Source organism: Carboxylicivirga agarovorans, assembly GCF_050589845.1.
GTDB lineage: Bacteria > Bacteroidota > Bacteroidia > Bacteroidales > Marinilabiliaceae > Carboxylicivirga > Carboxylicivirga agarovorans.
This window is the reverse complement of the sequence record NZ_JBNGPA010000003.1, coordinates 24,157-41,658: the sequence shown is the minus strand read 5'-3', so window position 1 is coordinate 41,658 and position 17,502 is coordinate 24,157. Positions and strand designations below refer to the sequence as shown.

General features: G+C 36.7%; 13 protein-coding genes. 12 read left to right on the top strand and 1 reads right to left on the bottom strand.

Annotated elements, in window-relative coordinates; all coding sequences use genetic code 11:
* Position 1 precedes the first annotated feature (1 nt).
* Complete coding sequence (locus ACRD69_RS04290; protein ID WP_430813829.1) at positions 2 to 1,357, top strand: DUF3987 domain-containing protein; 1,356 nt, start codon at positions 2 to 4, stop codon at positions 1,355 to 1,357.
* A 264-nt stretch (positions 1,358 to 1,621) separates the two neighbouring features.
* Positions 1,622 to 2,629: a DUF6371 domain-containing protein gene (locus ACRD69_RS04285; RefSeq protein ID WP_430813828.1), complete on the top strand. Its 1,008-nt coding sequence runs from the start codon at positions 1,622 to 1,624 to the stop codon at positions 2,627 to 2,629.
* On the opposite strand, the gene ACRD69_RS04280 is transcribed toward ACRD69_RS04285, so the two are convergent.
* Complete coding sequence (locus ACRD69_RS04280) at positions 2,626 to 3,498, bottom strand: AraC family transcriptional regulator (protein ID WP_430813827.1); 873 nt, start codon at positions 3,496 to 3,498, stop codon at positions 2,626 to 2,628. The genes ACRD69_RS04285 and ACRD69_RS04280 overlap by 4 nt on opposite strands.
* A 135-nt stretch (positions 3,499 to 3,633) precedes the next feature.
* Here ACRD69_RS04280 and ACRD69_RS04275 point away from each other — a divergent pair, with 135 nt between their 5' ends.
* The 10 genes from ACRD69_RS04275 (at position 3,634) to ACRD69_RS04230 (ending at position 17,483) form a co-directional block, all read left to right on the top strand.
* Positions 3,634 to 4,662 (top strand): L-rhamnose/proton symporter RhaT, encoded by a 1,029-nt coding sequence (locus tag ACRD69_RS04275; protein WP_430813826.1) that lies wholly within the window; start codon positions 3,634 to 3,636, stop codon positions 4,660 to 4,662.
* Between the two features lie 54 nt (positions 4,663 to 4,716).
* The gene (locus tag ACRD69_RS04270) at positions 4,717 to 5,982 is read left to right on the top strand and encodes an L-rhamnose isomerase (protein WP_430813825.1); all 1,266 of its coding nucleotides are present in this window, start codon (positions 4,717 to 4,719) and stop codon (positions 5,980 to 5,982) included.
* A 102-nt stretch (positions 5,983 to 6,084) separates the two neighbouring features.
* Positions 6,085 to 7,197, top strand: coding sequence for a class II aldolase/adducin family protein (locus ACRD69_RS04265; protein WP_430813824.1), 1,113 nt, complete (start codon positions 6,085 to 6,087; stop codon positions 7,195 to 7,197).
* Positions 7,197 to 8,576, top strand: coding sequence for an FGGY-family carbohydrate kinase (locus ACRD69_RS04260; protein WP_430813823.1), 1,380 nt, complete (start codon positions 7,197 to 7,199; stop codon positions 8,574 to 8,576). The genes ACRD69_RS04265 and ACRD69_RS04260 overlap by 1 nt, the downstream gene beginning before the upstream one ends.
* 12 nt (positions 8,577 to 8,588) lie before the next feature.
* Positions 8,589 to 9,743 (top strand): iron-containing alcohol dehydrogenase, encoded by a 1,155-nt coding sequence (locus ACRD69_RS04255; protein WP_430813822.1) that lies wholly within the window; start codon positions 8,589 to 8,591, stop codon positions 9,741 to 9,743.
* Positions 9,744 to 9,857: 114 nt separating this feature from the next.
* Positions 9,858 to 11,156 (top strand): class II aldolase/adducin family protein, encoded by a 1,299-nt coding sequence (locus tag ACRD69_RS04250; RefSeq protein WP_430813821.1) that lies wholly within the window; start codon positions 9,858 to 9,860, stop codon positions 11,154 to 11,156.
* A gap of 63 nt (positions 11,157 to 11,219) precedes the next feature.
* Positions 11,220 to 11,897 carry an inorganic pyrophosphatase gene (locus ACRD69_RS04245; RefSeq protein ID WP_430813820.1) on the top strand — a complete coding sequence of 226 codons (678 nt, stop codon included), beginning with the start codon at positions 11,220 to 11,222 and terminating at the stop codon, positions 11,895 to 11,897.
* A gap of 148 nt (positions 11,898 to 12,045) precedes the next feature.
* A complete protein-coding gene (locus tag ACRD69_RS04240; RefSeq protein WP_430813819.1) occupies positions 12,046 to 12,624 on the top strand; it encodes an RNA polymerase sigma factor in 579 nt (192 codons plus the stop codon).
* Between the two features lie 91 nt (positions 12,625 to 12,715).
* The gene (locus tag ACRD69_RS04235; protein WP_430813818.1) at positions 12,716 to 13,918 is read left to right on the top strand and encodes a FecR family protein; all 1,203 of its coding nucleotides are present in this window, start codon (positions 12,716 to 12,718) and stop codon (positions 13,916 to 13,918) included.
* Positions 13,919 to 14,195: 277 nt separating this feature from the next.
* A complete protein-coding gene (locus tag ACRD69_RS04230) occupies positions 14,196 to 17,483 on the top strand; it encodes a TonB-dependent receptor (protein WP_430813817.1) in 3,288 nt (1,095 codons plus the stop codon).
* The last annotated feature ends 19 nt before the right edge of the window (positions 17,484 to 17,502 follow it).

Genomic DNA, 17,502 nt, shown 5'->3' with positions numbered 1-17,502 from the left:
TATGGAATCATTTGAAAATGAAAAAACGGAACTGGGGAAAGCGCACCTAAAATATGGGAAGATGTCCATCCATGAAGCCAATCTTAGACTTAAAATGGCAGAAGAATCGGAATTTCCATTAACCATCTTTCCAAAGTTTATCCAGGATACTATTATAGAATTGCATGACCACGGGAATTATAACATCGACTATACATCGGTAAGTATTTTTACAGCGTTGGCTGGGATTATAGGCAACTCGTATCATCTGCGTAAACATATTGAATGGATAGAAAATCCATCCATGTGGGTGGTGTTGGTCGGCAAGTCAGGGCAGAACAAAAGTGCTCCCTTAAAAACAGCTTTTAAAGCGATTAAAAACCTGCAGAAGCAATACGACCAGGATTATGAAGCAGCCATCGCCAATTATGATCCTGATTTGGGAGAAAAGAAACCGACTAAGAAAAAACTATATTCTACTGATCCTACTTTTGAGGCTCTCATCAATATACATAAGCAAAATCCCAATGGTATGATATTGATGCCGGACGAGTTTAAGAGCTTTATATTGAATTTGATTGGATATAGCGGAACCTCAAAACAAAGTCAGTTTTTATCCATATGGGATGGTGCGCCTATTTCACTGGATCGTAAAGAAGTTGAAAGCTCTTCGTTGAGTATGCCTTGCGTATCAATTATTGGTAGCATTCAGGACGATGTGATTGCATCCTTTAAGGCTAAGGATATCAAAGACGGGTTCTTTGAGCGAATTTTATTTGCCATTCCATTAAAAATGGAGAAGAAATATATCCAAAGAAAAAATCCGGATGATTATATGGTGGAGAAATTTCATTCCAGAATGAAAGCATTGATGGATAAAGTTTATGAGAGCATTAATACGATAGAGTTACCATTATCTGAGAAAGCAGAGGACTTGTTTATTGATGAAGTAAACAAACACGTAAAGCCATCTAATAAGGATGCTACCATTTCTGGAATCCTGTCAAAACTGGATAGGTATATATTACGGTTTGCCTTGGTTCTTGAAGTCTCCAATAGTTTTTTTGAAGGGCAAGCGATTAAGAATATAAGCATGGATTCAATGAAAAAGGCCATTATGCTTAAGGATTATTTCTTTTCCAATGCATTAAAGCTAAACCACATGGTTTTAAATGTGTATGAAGATAACTCAAAGGAAGGTAAGGTATTCCAGGTTTTAAAGAAGATTGGCAAACGGGAGTTTACCAACAAAGAGTTTATTGAAATGGCCAACAAACTCAATATCGCCAAAGAATCATATGCTTACCAATTGCTGAGCAATACAAAGCTAGCGCATAAAAAGCAGAAAGGCGTGTACGAAACTGACGTACTCAATTAATCTTACTCCAACCATAAAGGCACAGAGAAAAATATGGAATACTGTAGAGTTTGTGGAGTTGTGGAGTTTGGCTGATTCACAATTGTTTACGTGTGTAGTTTTAGTGTAGTAACTGTGTAGTATGAGGCAGCACAAATAGTTCAATCATTATCGCAAAATTGATGGAATTGTGGAGTGAGTGGAGTTGTATGGAGTAGTAAGTGCTTGAAAAACAGTAATCCTCCACTACTCCACAAACTCCACTAAAACAAAAAACTTTCCTTTATGTCAGATATTCGCTATTCCTTGGAAAAATACAAAGGACGATCAACCAGGTATAATTGCCCGAAATGTCACCAGAGGACTTTTACCAGGTATGTAGACCACCACACCAACAAGCATTTGTCAGATAATACAGGTAGATGTAACCGGGTAGAAAAATGTGGTTACCATTTTACACCTAAAATGTACTTTGAGAAAAATGGATATGAAGCGGATGATTTTAATATGCCAGTGTCTAAACCAAAACCAATCAGCAAACCTCCTTCATGTATTGACAAAAAGCTAATGCTAGCTTCGCTTACCAACTATCACCAAAATAACTTTGCTATCGGCTTGACTAAATACTTTCCTGAACACTTGGTTTTAGAGGTGTTACAAAGATATTATGTTGGTACAGCCAAAGGGAATAAAACCATTTTTTGGCAAGTCAATCGATTGGGACAAGTAAGAACGGGTAAAGTAATGCAGTATAATTCAGCAACCTTAAAGCGAGTCGGTTATATTAATTGGGTGCATCATATCACTAAGCAAAAGGATTTCAATCTAAAACAAGTATTCTTTGGTGCGCATCTGCTTATTGATAAAACAAGACCTGTCGCTATTGCCGAAGGCGAAAAGAATGCCATATTCGGAGCATTGTATTATCCACAATACAATTGGGTTGCTGTTGGCTCTATTGAAATGCTGAATGTGCAAAAGCTAAATGCTCTCGTAGATTATCAGGTCACTTTATTTCCTGATAAAGGAAAAGCATTTGTGAAATGGAGCAAGATTGCAACAAGTGCTTGCTTTGAAGTTTATGTAAATACCGTTCTGGAAAATACTGATTTGAATGAAGGTGATGATATAGCTGACTTGGTTATCTCTATCAAAAAGGAAAAATATAAAGTAACTCCAGAGGCTTTAATTGAAAAGTTCAACAACAAGAATAGATATTTTCCAATGCTTATAAAGAAATTTAATCTAACAGTTGAAGAAGTTAGTTACTCAGTGACAACTTGTGATGCTTAAACAATTGTCTTTCTTAATTCCGAAGGATTGCACCCCGTTTTTTTCTTAAACAACCTACTAAAATAATGAATACTCTGAAAGCCCAATTCATAACTAATTTCTTTAATGTTTTTGTTGGTGGTTAAAATGAGCTCTTTGGCTCTGATGATTTTTAAATCAAGATGATATTGATGAGGCGAGATTCCAGTATACTTCTTAAACATTTTTCTAAAATAAGAGTAGGCTACAAAGTTATCTTCCGCTAGTTTCTCCAGGTCAATCTCCCCATTTACATTATTTCGCATATAAAAGCGGGCTTCCTGAATGAGTTTTTCAATGGGTTTACCAGAGAAGTTGCGTTGCTTTTCCCAGGCAACAATATAGCCGAGTAACTTTATGATAAGGCCTGCTGCTATGTGTTGATTACCGGGATCCTCGTTTTTAATTAATTCAAATATCTTAAAATAGCTATCAATAAAGTCCTCGCGTACCCCGCATTGAATCATGGATTGTCCTTTTAAAACCTGGTTTTCAGTTAAGAAATGTTCAGCCAGTTTCCCATCAAAACCAATATAATTCTCCACCCATCCATGTCCTTTGGTTGGCCTGTATCTGTGCCATTCGCCTTTTCGTATAATCATTAACGAACCTGGCTTAACTATAAACTTACCTTTTTTATTTTCTAAAACTCCATTCCCTTCGGTGATATAATTGATCTGGTACTCGTTGAGTATACGTCCATTTTTCCACTTAAAGTAATATCCACTAGGATGTTCTGGTGAAGGATATGTAATATCTGAAGGTATAGTTGATTTTCCAACAACATTGAGATATAAGCCCCAGGCTTTGTCTTCCTCACTGGCTGTAATGTATTTAAAAAAGTCCTTCATAAATAGTCCAAAAAGTGCAAATCAAACCCCATTTTGTGCATTGATACAACTTGCTATTACAGGTATGTTTGCAATGTCAAACGAATGTAAAATTAGCATTGTTGTTAATATTCAACTAAAAAAATCTAAGTTTTTATGAATGCAATGGGGGCAATTGGCATGATAGCCATCGGCAGTCTAGGAGCAGCAAGCTTCTATGTTCCGTTTAAAAGAGTTAAGAATTGGGCCTGGGAATCGTATTGGATTGTGCAGGGAGTTGCAGCGTGGTTATTAGCACCCTGGCTTTTTGCATTATTTACCGTGCCGGATGGTAATTTATTAACCATTATTGCCGAAGCGCCAGCTTCATCTAAATGGATGGCTGCATTCTTTGGTGTTTTGTGGGGTGTTGGCGGACTTACTTTTGGTTTAAGTATACGTTATCTTGGAATTGCAATGGGCCAGAGTATCGCTCTTGGTTTTTGTGCTGCTTTTGGAACCTTGATTCCGCCGATTGTTGCCGGAGAAAATTTATTTAGTTCCACTGTAGGAATTTTAATGGTTATTGGAGTTTCGGTTTGTATTGCAGGAATCGCATTGATTGGATATGCAGGTGCTTTAAAAAATCAAGGCCTTAGCGAAGAAGAAAGAAAGGAAGCTATTAAAGAATTCGCTTTAAAGAAAGGTTTAATTATTGCCTTTTTAGCCGGATTAATGAGTGCTGCTTTTAGTTATGGTTTTGAAGTAGGTAAACCTTTAGAAGCTGTTGCTCTTAAGCATGGTGTAAACCCTTTATATCAAAGTAATCCAACGTTAATTTTTATTCTTGGAGGAGGTTTTCTTACTAACCTGGTTTACTGTGTATATCTAAATGTAAAAAATAAAACTTATACAGATTATACAACAGTTACAGCATCAACCTTTCTCAATAACGTGTTCTTTACATTCTTAGCTGGTTTTTTATGGTTTTTACAATTTCATTTTTATGGAATGGGTAAGAGTCAGTTGCCTTCAGATATTGCACCATTTGCATGGAGTATTCTAATGGCATTGAATATTGCGATTGGTAATATTTGGGGTATTGCTCTTGGAGAATGGAAAGGCGTTAGCAAAAAAACAATGGTATTTCTTGTAATAGGAATAGTTGTGCTAATACTATCCACGTTTGTAGTGAATCTTGGATAATCTGTTTAGAAAAAAATTAAGAAATAGTTTTAGAAAATATAGATTTTATCAATTATGGCAAGTAAAGAACAAATTATTAAGGCCTATGAATTGGCCAAAGAGCAGTATGCAGCTATTGGTGTAGATACTGACACAGTACTTAAAAAAATTAATGATGTACAAATAAGTCTTCACTGTTGGCAAACTGATGATGTTTCCGGTACAGAAAATCCTGACGGACAACTTTCTGGTGGTATCCAAGCTACAGGTAATTACCCAGGAAAAGCTCGTAATGCTGAAGAAATTATGGCTGACCTTGAAAAAGTAATGTCTATGTTACCCGGTAAGCAACGTATTAACGTACATGCTTTATATGGTGATTTTTCTGATGGTATGGTAGATCGTGATGCCATTAGTGTGAAGCAATTCCAGGGATGGATTGACTGGTGTAAGAAAATGGAAATTGGTATGGACTTTAATGGTTCATTCTTTTCTCACCCAAAAGCTGATAGTGGATTCACTTTATCTTCAAAAGACGAAGAGGTACGTAAATTCTGGGTAGAGCACTTAAAACGTTCTCGTGAAATTGCTGCAGAAATAGGAAAACAGTTAGGTACTCCTTGTGTATTAAATACATGGATTCCTGATGGATCAAAAGATACACCAATTGACAGAAATGGTATGCGTGCTCAGTTAACCAAGTCGCTTGACGAAGGTTTAGCTCAAGAGTTTCCAAAAGAGCATATGAAAGATGCTGTTGAAAGTAAAGTATTTGGTATTGGTGCTGAATCAATGACTGTTGGATCGCATGATTACTACTTGGGATATGCGATCAAGAACAATAAAATGATTTGTTTAGATAATGGTCACTTCCACCCAACGGAAGTTGTAGGTGATAAGATTTCTTCTTGCCTTCAGTTTGTGGATGAAGTATTATTACATGTAACTCGTCCTATTCGTTGGGATTCTGACCATGTTGTAACATTAAACGAAGAAGTGCAGCTAATCGCTTTGGAGATTGTACGTAATGACTTTATTGACAGAGTAAATGTGGGTCTTGACTTCTTCGATGCATCAATCAACCGTATTGGTGCTTATGTGGTAGGTACACGTGCAGCTCAAAAAGCATTCATGATTGCTTTGTTGGAGCCAACTTCTACATTGGTAAAATATGAAGAAAATGGACAAAATTTTGAGCGTTTAGCTCTTCTAGAAGAGTTAAAAACTAAGCCTTTTGGTGCGGTTTGGGATTACTATTGTTTGCAAGAAGGCGTAGCAGTAGGAGAGGATTATATTACTGAAATACAGGCATACGAGAAAGAAGTGTTGTCTAAAAGATAACTGATATTAAGGTAGGTAGAGAAAAAGTGCTTGTTTGACCCAGGTTCATTCTTTACCTACCCTTTTTGATCCTATTAAATCAATATATCTAAAACTCTTTACATGGAAGATAATCTCAATGAATTGATAAACCTGTCTCAGAAATTCGGAAAGAATCCTGATTATATTATTGCTGGGGGTGGAAATAGTTCTTATAAAAATAAGAACTTGATGTGGGTAAAGGCTAGTGGCACTTCAATGGCCAATATAGATGAAAAGGGATTTGTTTGTCTCGATAGAAAAATGATGCGAGTCCTTTCTGAAAAGAAGTATAGTGAGGATGCAAAATTGAGGGAAGAAGAAGTAAAACAGGATTTGCAAAAGGCTATTTTGTCACCTGATGGAAAAAGACCTTCTGTAGAAGCCAGCATGCATGAGGTTATCCAGTATAAGTACATAATGCATACGCACCCTACGTTAGTTAATGGTGTTTTATGTGCAAAAAACTCTAAAGAAGAGATTAAAGAGATTTGGGGAGATGAAGTGGTTTATGTGCCCTATACAGATCCCGGTTATATTCTTTTTAAAAAAGTAGAACTTGCTTTAGAGGACTTTAGGTTAGAAAAAAGAAAGGAAGCCCAAATCATTTTTCTTGAGAATCATGGGGTGTTTGTTGGGGCAGATACTTGTAAAGAGATAGAAGAAATATACGAAAATGTTGAGTATAAGCTAAATAAAAATATATCAAGTCTTCCTTCGGAAATGAACTCCGATAACAAAGAGCTTTTAAAGCTGGCTGATCAGGTTCAAATAAATGGTGCTGATATAGATAGTAAAGTTATTGACTCAAGTGAGTTGGTTCAGTTTTTCGTTAAGAACGTCAATGTATTTTCAAAGGTGAACATTCCTTTTACGCCGGATAATATTGTGTATTGCAAATCCAGATATTTATACCTGAAAGCCAATTCCGATATTAATGCTGAAATCACATCTTTTAAAAATGTGAACGGCTACTATCCAAAAGTAGTAGCTATTGAAGGGCATGGGCTAATCTGTATAGAAGAAAATTTAAAGTCGGCCACTATTGTGCTTGATGTTTTTAAAGATATGATGAAGATAAGCTATTTGACTACCGCCTTCGGGGGACCACGTCCAATGACCTGTAAGCAAATTGATTTTATTGATAATTGGGAGGTGGAAAATTACAGACGTAAAATGTCAAAAGAAAGTAAATAATGAGTGCGACAAAAGTAATTGCAGTATTTGATATTGGAAAAACGAACAAGAAAATATTGTTGTTCGATAAGAAGATGAAAGTTGTTCACAATAGCGAGCAAAAGTTTGCTACCACTGTTGATGAAGACGGATTTGAATGCGATGATATTCAGCTTATCCAGGATTGGATGATAGCTACTTTAGATTCCATTGTTAGCGAAAGAAAGTTTGATATTCAAGGGATTAATTTTTCAACATATGGAGCATCTTTGGCTTATATAAACAAAGATGGAAAGCTCCTTACTCCTATTTATAATTACCTTAAAGAGGTTAATCCGGACATCCAAAACGAGCTATTTAGAGCTAATGGTGGAATTCATGAGTTTTGCCGCCGAACAGCAAGTCCGGCCCTAGGATTGTTACTAAATTCAGGCATTCAGGCACTTTGGCTCAAAACGAAAAAGAAAGAGTTATGGTCACAGGTCAATCACATATTGCATTTTCCGCAGTACCTTTCATATATTCTGACGGGTAAGGTTACATCAGAACCAACTTCTGTTGGTTGTCATACATTTATGTGGGATTTTGATAATATGCAATATCATCCCTGGGTAAAAGATGAAGAGGTAAACCTGCCGGATCTAGTTAATAATAATACGGTGTATCCAGCCATGATAAAAGGTAAAGAGATTAAAACCGGGGTTGGAATTCATGATAGTTCAGCTTCTCTGGTACCTTATCTTGAAAACTCAAACGATAAATTTATTTTGGTATCAACCGGTACATGGTGTATTAGTATGAATCCATATAACGATGAGCCATTAACCAGCGACCAGCTAAATAATGATTGTTTGTGTTTCTTAACACCTCAAAAACGTCAGGTTAAATCATCTCGTTTATTTATGGGATATTACCATGAGAAGTTAATAGAAAAGCTAAATTCTTACTTTGGTATTGAAGAGAATTATTTTAAGTCTTTATCGTACCAGCCAGAAATGATCAAAGCCTTAAAAGAAAAATTTGGAAATAAGAAGGTCTTCTTTCCAAATGGGATTAATGACTTTGAGAAAGGAATAGATAAGATTGATCTATCTGTTTTTAAAGATTTCGATGAAGCTTATACTCGTCTGGTCATGGAATTGACCGCTTTATCTATTGATTCTATCAATTTTATTATTCCAGCCAACGACCAAACGGAAGTTTTGTATGTATCAGGCGGTTTTGCAAGAAACAGTATTTACTTATGTCTATTAGCAGAGTATTTCTCTTCGAAGAAGGTGTTTACCTCAGAAATTGATAATGCAAGTGCATTAGGTGCTGCCCTTGTAATTGCTGATCAGTTGGATGGATTTGATAGCAGTCAAATTGAGTTGATACAAGATTCTAAAAGCATAGTATAAAAAGATAATTATATGAACATTTCAAGAAAAATTTATTTACCTCCATTGAGTATAGTGGGGCCAGAGTCTTTAAAAGAACTGGAAGAAGAATTTAAATCACGGGGGTTTAAAAAAGCATTATTAGTAACCGATAAAATGTTACTTGAAATTGGTTTGGCTAAAGAAGTGGAAAATATACTTTTAGCGGCTAAATTGGACTATGTGATTTATAGTGATGTGAGTCAGAATCCAACAGTAGAGAATGTAAACAATGGTTTGGCAACTCTTCAAAAAAATGCATGTGATTGTATCATTACTTTAGGCGGCGGTTCTCCACAGGATTGTGGTAAAGCTATTGGTATTTTAGCCACCAATGGAGGTGCTATTGAGGATTACGAAGGAATTCATGTCTCTAAAAAGAAGTCATTACCCATTATAGCCATTAATACAACCGCCGGCACAGCAAGTGAAATTACAATCAACTACGTTATTACAGATGAAAAGCGTAAAGTAAAGATGGTAATGGTAGATAAAAACTGTTTGGTCGATATTGCTGTCAACGACCCATTATTAATGTTGAATAAACCTGCCCCATTAACGGCAGCAACCGGTATGGATGCGCTAACGCATGCCATTGAAGCTTATGTTACTGCTGGTGCCTTTGAGTGGTCTGATGCACTTGCTATTAAGGCTATTAAACTTATTGGAGAAAGTTTACGTAATGCAGTTAAAGATGGCAATAATGTTGAGGCACGAAGTAAAATGGCATGGGGACAGTTTATTGCTGGTCAGGCTTTTTCAAATTGTGGTTTAGGATATGTGCATTCAATGGCACACCAATTAGGTGGATTTTATAATCTTCCTCATGGTGTTTGTAATGCTGTGTTACTGCCATACGTAGAGGAGTTTAATGCCGATGCCTGTGGAGATAAGTTCAGAGATATTGCAGAAGCCCTTGGTGAAGATACTGCTGGTATGACTACTGAAGAAGCTAACAAAGTTGCTATTAATGCTATCAAAAAACTTTCTGCCGATGTAGGAATTCCTAGTGGATTAAAAGAGTTGGGTGTACAAGAAAAGGATATTGAACTAATGTCGAAAAATGCATTGCTTGATGTGTGTGCAGGAGGTAACCCAAAAGAAATGACATTAGAGGATACCATTAAAATATATACAGCAGCACTTTAATAATAAGAACGGATTATTTAAGAGAAGAATAAATGACCATGAGGTACCTACTCAGAAAAGGGTATAAATAACAAAGTAGGTTCATCTATGGTCGTTTATCGAATTATTTAAGGTATGAAACAACTAGATGTAAAGTTGATGCACCCGAAGGTGCAGATAACAAAAGTAATTAGCAGGATTTACAAGAATGGAATGACAACTACCTCTGGTGGTAATATTTCTATTAAGGATGAAAACGGTGACATATGGGTTACTCCTTCTGCGATTGATAAAGGTACTTTAACAGAAAAGGACATCATCTGCGTAAAAAGCGATGGAACAATTATTGGAGATCATAAACCATCATCGGAGTTCCCTTTTCATAAGGCAATCTACGATGTGCGTCCTGAAATTAAGGCTGTAATACATGCACACCCACCGGCACTAGTGTCATTTAGTATTGTTAGAGATATTCCAAATACCAATGTCATTCCTCAAGCTAAAGAGATTTGTGGTTCGATAGGATACGCACCATATGGAATGCCAGGTAGTGAGGAACTGGGTGAGAAAATTGCTGCCCAATTTAAAGACAGTAAAAATATGGCTGTCATCATGGAAAACCATGGTACGGTCTTGGGTGGATCTGATTTGCTGGATGCATATACGCGTTTTGAGACATTGGAATTCTGTGCCAGAACCATCATTAATGCCAAAACTATTGGAGAACCTATTTACCTCACAGATGAACAAATAGAAGAGTTCGAATCGCAAATTCCTCATGATATTGCTAAAAATAATAATGTATCATATCCTTCGGAAGAGCGTAAAATTCGTCAGGAGATCTGTGAAATAGTTCGTAGAGCTTGTGATCAGGGGCTAATGATTAGTTCGTATGGAACAGTATCGGTAAGATGGAAGGATAATGATTTCTTGGTGACGCCTCCTCATGTGGCAAGATGGGACATTGTGCCGGAGGATATAGTTCAGATAAAAGGAGGAAAAGCTGAGCCGGAAAAAACGCCAAGTCGATCGGTAGCTCTTCATCAAAAGATCTATGAGTTAAATCCTCATATTAATTCTATTATATTAACACAGCCACCTTACCTGATGGCATATGGAACAACAGGTGTGAAGTTTGATGTACGAACCATTCCTGAGAGTTGGATTTTTCTACAAGATGTTCCCTGTCTTCCTTTCGGAGTTCATTTCGAAGGAGATAAAGCCATACCTGAATTGTTAAGTGAATCTGTACCATCGGTACTTATTGCCAATGATTCTTTTTTAGTAACAGGAGATAAACTGCTGCAGACGTTTGATAGATTAGAAGTGGCTGAATTTAGCGCTAAATCGTTGGTAATGGGAGCACCTCTAGGAAAACTATTCCCTATTAATGATGAGCAGGTTGAAGCATTGCGAGAAAAGTTTCTAGGATAGTTTTATTAATACAACAATTTATTGAGGTGGGCTTAAAACCCACCTTTTTTTAATTGAAAAAACATGAAAGAAACCTACGATATTATGGAATCTATCGGTAGATTGATGGGACTTAGGTATAAATCTCATCCTTGGCATGGTGTAGATATTGGAGCACCTGAGAAGGATATGATTACTTGTTTTATTGAAGTGGTACCTACAGATACTATTAAATATGAAGTCGACAAATCTAGTGGATATTTGCGTATTGATCGTCCACAAAAATATTCAAATGTGGTGCCTGCACCATATGGCTTTATCCCACAGACTTATTGTGGTGATAAAGTAGGGCAATATTCTTCAAAAATGTCAGGTAAAAAAGATATTGATGGAGATGGTGATCCACTTGATATTATTGTGCTTACAGAAAAGGATGTTCCTCATGGTGATATAATAGCAAATGTTATCCCTATAGGAGGTTTCAGGATGATTGATGGAAATGAAGCGGATGATAAAATTATATCAGTTTTAAAGGGGGATGTTATGTATGGTAATATTAAGGATATTTCTGAGTTGCCGGGATTGGTCGTTACCCGTTTAAAACATTATTTTCTAACCTATAAGGATATGCCTGGTCTTGATAAGGACTGTGAAATTACGCAAGTTTATGGTTTAGAAGAAGCTAGGAAAGTAATTGAATATTCAAGGTTAGATTATAAAAAGAAATTTGAAAGGTTAAGTATGGAATTACAAAATTATTAATGCTTTAAGAAAAACGAATAAGGCCATTCAATTATGTTATCATATAACTATGAATAATTCCAGATTTTAATACATCGTCTCGAGGAAATAATTTTCAATAGAATTGTTATAAAGTATTTATCTTTGTGAAGAGGCTAGTTGTACAAATATGAATTCAGATAAGAAAATATGGGATGATTTTAGGAATGGGGAAAATTATGCCCTTTCGCATATTTATTATCAACATGTACAAATACTTCATCGTTACGGTAAAAAATTCAGTCATGATGAAGAACTCATAAAAGATACTATTCAGGATCTGTTTTTTGATTTAATCCGTACCAGGGAGAATCTTGGAGAGACGGATAATATTAAGTTTTACCTTTTAAGATCTTTCCGAAGAAAACTGGCACGTAGTTCAAAATCTGTCGATGAGTACCTGGAATTGGGTACGGTAGATGATTCAACCACCCAATTTATGTTTTCTACGGAACAAGATATTATTGGGAAGGAAGAATTGTCTCACCGTGAAAAGCAAGTCCAGGAAGGATTGCAAAAACTGAGTTCCAAACAGCGTGAAATACTTTTTTACCGATACACATGTGAGCTTGATTACGATGAAATTTGCGAACTGATGCAAATTAAATACGATTCAGCAAGAAAGTTGGTGTTTAGGTCATTAAGTGCACTTAAAGATGCAATTGGAGGAACCAGCATGCTGTTGTTCTTCTTCAATAATCTTTGGTGATCTAAAAAAAAAATAAAAAAAACTTAATTTTTTTGTCCACAAAAAATAAACTGCAGTCTTTCTATAATAAAGAGGCGTTAAAAACCATTTAATGAAGAACGATTTTTTAAAATATAATCTTGAAGAACTCATTGAGGAGAAATCCTTTATTGATTGGGTTTTGAAAGGAGATAATAACGATGTGTGGAATGCATTCATTGAAGAAAATCCGGGATTTAAGCCTTTGGTTGAAGAGGCGCGTGAGATTGTATTGTTGATAAAAGATGACAGTGAAGGTTTGGATGAACAATCTGTATTGGGGATTTGGAGAAATATTGAGCAATTTGATGCTAATAATAAGAGACAAATAAAGAAGCTTAGGATTAGGAGAAGTATTAGTTGGGCTGCTTCAATATTGTTAGTAATATCTTTGGGTACATTGGGATTGTTTCAATTGACAGAAGAGGAAGCCTATCATTTTGCAGAATCAGAGCTTAAAATATCCAATGATGCTCGCCTTGTGCTTTCTTCGGGAGAAGAGATTGCTTTAACGATGAATGAATCTTTCATTGTGTTGGATCAGGAAAAGGAGCAATTGATAGTTAATGATAGTATCATTAATTTAAAAAGCATCGAAGGACAGAAGGTTGAGATGAATGAAGTGATTGTTCCTAAAGGAAAGCGTTCCGAATTACTTCTGGCAGATGGTACAAAAGTATGGCTTAATGCAGGTAGTAGATTGGCATTTCCATCTGAATTCACCGGCAAAAAAAGAGATGTTTACCTGGAAGGAGAAGCTTGTTTTAAAGTTGCCAGAAACAAGTATAAATCTTTTATAGTGAATGCCGGAGAAATGGATGTCAAAGTATTAGGAACATGGTTTGATGTGTCGGCTTATGCTTCAGACAATAAAATAGAAACCGTATTGTTAGAAGGTAGTGTAGCTGTGTCAAGACCAACTGCCCTCGGAATTGGAAAGAAAGAGTATCTTTTAGAGCCAAATCAAAGAGCAACCTTTCATAAGGAAAATAATACGATTGAAATAGAGGAAGAGTATAATGTTCAAAAAGTTATTTCATGGACAAAAGGATGGTATGATTTCTCAAGTGAAGATGTAAGAACAATCTTTAAAAGAGTGGAGCGCTATTATGATGTGAAATTCATAGTACCTAAGGGGTTAGTTTTTTCAGAAACCATATCTGGTAAGTTAGATTTGAACGACTCCTTGAAAGATGTGATAGAGGTATTGGAAGACGTAGCTCAAATAAAATGCAAAGTTAAGGGTAAGGACATATTTATAGAAGAGGAAAAATAACGACAGTTTAATAGTTTATTTGTATAACCAGCTAATGGCAGGATGGGATTGGTGTGCAATAGTGTTAGATAAAGTAATTAGAAAAGCATAAAAAAACCGAAGGCCTGCTCGCCCCCGGTTTAACAATTAAATATCATTAAATATTCAATTTAAGGAATCCAAATTTATGAAAAAGAATCGAGTAGTTAGGAACTTTTTGGATAGAAAAGTTACCTGTTGGAGCTTGAAAAAGAAGTTCGCATTTCTCTTGCTGGTGGCGATAACAACAGTATCCTCTATGCAGAACATTTACGCACAACAGTCAAGTATTAACCTAAAACTAGACAACGTATCTGTTAAGCAAGTTTTTCAGGAGATTGAAAAAAGCGGCAATTATGTATTTATTTACAACGACAAGGTGGTGGATTTAAATCGCAAAGTAATTGTAAATGTACAAAATGGTGATATTAATGCTGTTTTAGAACAAGTTTTTAAGGGCACAAACAATTCTTACAAAATAAATAAGCGACAAATTACAATTATTAAGAAAAGTAAGGATCAAATTGATAGCGAACAAAATGCTGCTAATGGGCAAATAACAAAAAAAACCATCACAGGCAGTATAACCGACGATCTTGGGGAACCTCTCCCTGGTGTTAGTGTGATTGTAAAAGGTACAACTACCGGTACAATAACAGATATGGATGGTAACTATACTATTTCAGATGTTCCGTCTAATGCTTCTTTGCAATTCTCATTTATAGGTATGTCTATGCAGGAGTTTCTTGTAGGTAATCAACTGAGAATTGATGTAAAAATGATGCCCGATGCTATTGGATTAGACGAAGTAGTTGCAGTTGGTTATGGCGCGCAACGCAAAGCTTCGATTACCGGAGCAATTTCCAAAGTAGCAAGTAAACAAATAACCATGGCGCCAGTAGCTAACCCTTCCAACGCTCTGGCAGGAACACTACCAGGATTAATTGTGCATCAAACTAGTGGACAACCTGGTCAGGATGCGGCTAATCTAAGCATACGAGGTTTTGGAAATGCCTTAGTAATTGTAGATGGTGTGGAAGCAGACATAAATCAGCTGGATCCTAACTCAATAGAGTCCATTAGTATACTTAAAGACGGATCAGCGGCTATCTATGGTTCTCGTGCAGGTAATGGTGTTATTCTTGTAACCACTAAGCGAGGGAATAATGATAAGCCGGTTATTTCGCTCAATGCCGCTATGACATTTCAGGGCATTACCACAATGCCGCAAATGGTCAGTTCTGGTCAATATGCCGAATTGATGTCTGAGACACATCTACAATCAGGCAAGCCTGCAGAGACGGTACCTTATACCTTGACAGAAATTCAAAAATATTATGAAGAAGCTGACCCATACCTGTATCCCAATACGGATTGGTTTGATTATCTGGTAAGAGACTGGGCTCCTCAGCAGCAATATAATTTATCAGTCAAAGGTGGTAGTGAGAAAATAAAATACTATGGTTTAGTAGGGTACACTGAGCAAGAGAGCATGTGGAAGAAGAGTGGTGGAACGTTTAAACGTTTCAATATTCAATCTAACATAGATGCACAGATTAGCGATGACCTGTCCATACAGTTGGATTTTGCCAGTATATATGAAGATCGATTATATCCGTATGTAAGTCAAGGTAATACGGGGGGGTCTGCGTGGCAGCACCTATGGTCTACCTTGCCCATTTATCCATCAGAATTGCCGGATCCTTCAAAAATATCCTATGGTGGTGGGAATGGAGGTGCTCATATTAGTACTAATGCTGATTTGATAGGAACCAATGATACTGAAAATCATGTACTGAAAGGTACCCTGTCGATAAATTATGACTTTAGTAAACTTATTAAAGGTTTAAAAGCAAGGGCATTTGTCAATACAATTCAATCTTACCGTACGCGAAAAGTATTTTTAACGCCTGTCGAGTTCTTTCTTTATGAACCGTTAACAGAAACGTACATATTAAACGGTACAATGGGTGGTTCAGCACCCAATCTAAATGAAAGCAGAGGTAGGTCCAGAACAACAACTGGACAATTCTCTTTGAATTATGATAGAACCTTTGCTCAAGATCACAAAGTGAAGGGTTTGTTACTTAGCGAATTTATTGATTATAGTACTGATAATATTGGTGCTGCTCGTAGAGATTACCTATCAGCCTCCATTCCATACCTCTATGCAGGTAGTACCGTTAATATGACTAATAGTGGTTCTGCCACAGAAATGGGACGATCTAGTATTGTGGGGCGAATAAACTATGCTTACAAGGATAAATACCTGCTAGAGGCTATCTTGAGGGCAGATGCTTCGGCAAAATTTTCCTCTGAGGAAAGGTGGGGTTTTTTTCCTAGTGTATCGATGGGATGGCGAATAAGTGAAGAGGGTTTCCTGGAAAACGTCGATTATCTAGATAACCTGAAGATGAGAGTCAGTTATGGTGAAATGGGAAACGACGGAGTGGGTAACTTTCAGTACCTCTCGGGATACGCTTTTAATAGCAGTTATATACTTGGAGAAGATCCACAACAAGGAATTGTATCTACAGGCTTGGCCAATCCATATTTAACTTGGGAGGAGATGACCATTTATAATTTGGGTATGGATTTCTCATTAATGCAAAGAAAACTCTACGGTGAATTCGATGTGTTTTACAGAACCAGAGATGGAATTCCTGCCACAAGGTTGGCATCTTTACCCTCTACACTGGGAGCGGAATTACCGCAGGAAAATATCAATAGTCAAAATAATAGAGGTTTTGAGCTAATGTTGGGTAATGCGAGTAATTTAGGTGATTTTAGGTGGGATGTCAATGCCAACGTATCGTGGTCGCGAGCTAAATGGGATCATTTCGAAGAACCGGATTACGAAGATGAAGACCAAAAAAGAGTTTATGGCAAGTCAGGACAGTGGACTGATAGAGCTTTTGGTTATATCTCCAACGGACTATTTACCTCACAAGAGGAGATAGATAACCTGCTTTTTGATCAAGACCAACAAGGCAATATCACACTGAACCCTGGAGATGTTCGCTACGTTGATGTAAATCAGGATGGATTTCTGGATTGGAGAGATCAGGTAGAAATAGGTAAGGGTACTACGCCCAATTGGATGATGGGAACTAATATCAATCTTAACTACAAAAACTTTGATATGTCTGCCCGATTTCAGGGGGCATGGGGGTATTATACTTGGATAAAATTACACCCTTACTCTGTTGAGGCTTATGATAATCGTTGGACACCTGAGAATAATGACAGATATGCTTTGGTGCCTCGCTATGGTGGTGCTGCTACCAACAACACTACTTCAGATTACTTTTATAAGGAAGCGGGTTATTTAAGACTGAAAGTTTTTAGTTTGGGCTACAACCTTCCCGAAAGGTGGTTGAATAGAATTAATTTTCGACAAGCCCGAATTTACTTTTCAGGGACCAATCTGCTCACATTTAGTTCAATGAACAAATACAATACTGACCCGGAAGCACCAAGTGGCGGTTCTGGCATGTATTATCCTCAGCAGAAGACACTCTCATTAGGTCTGAATCTTTCATTCTAAGTTTAATACCTCTATAAAA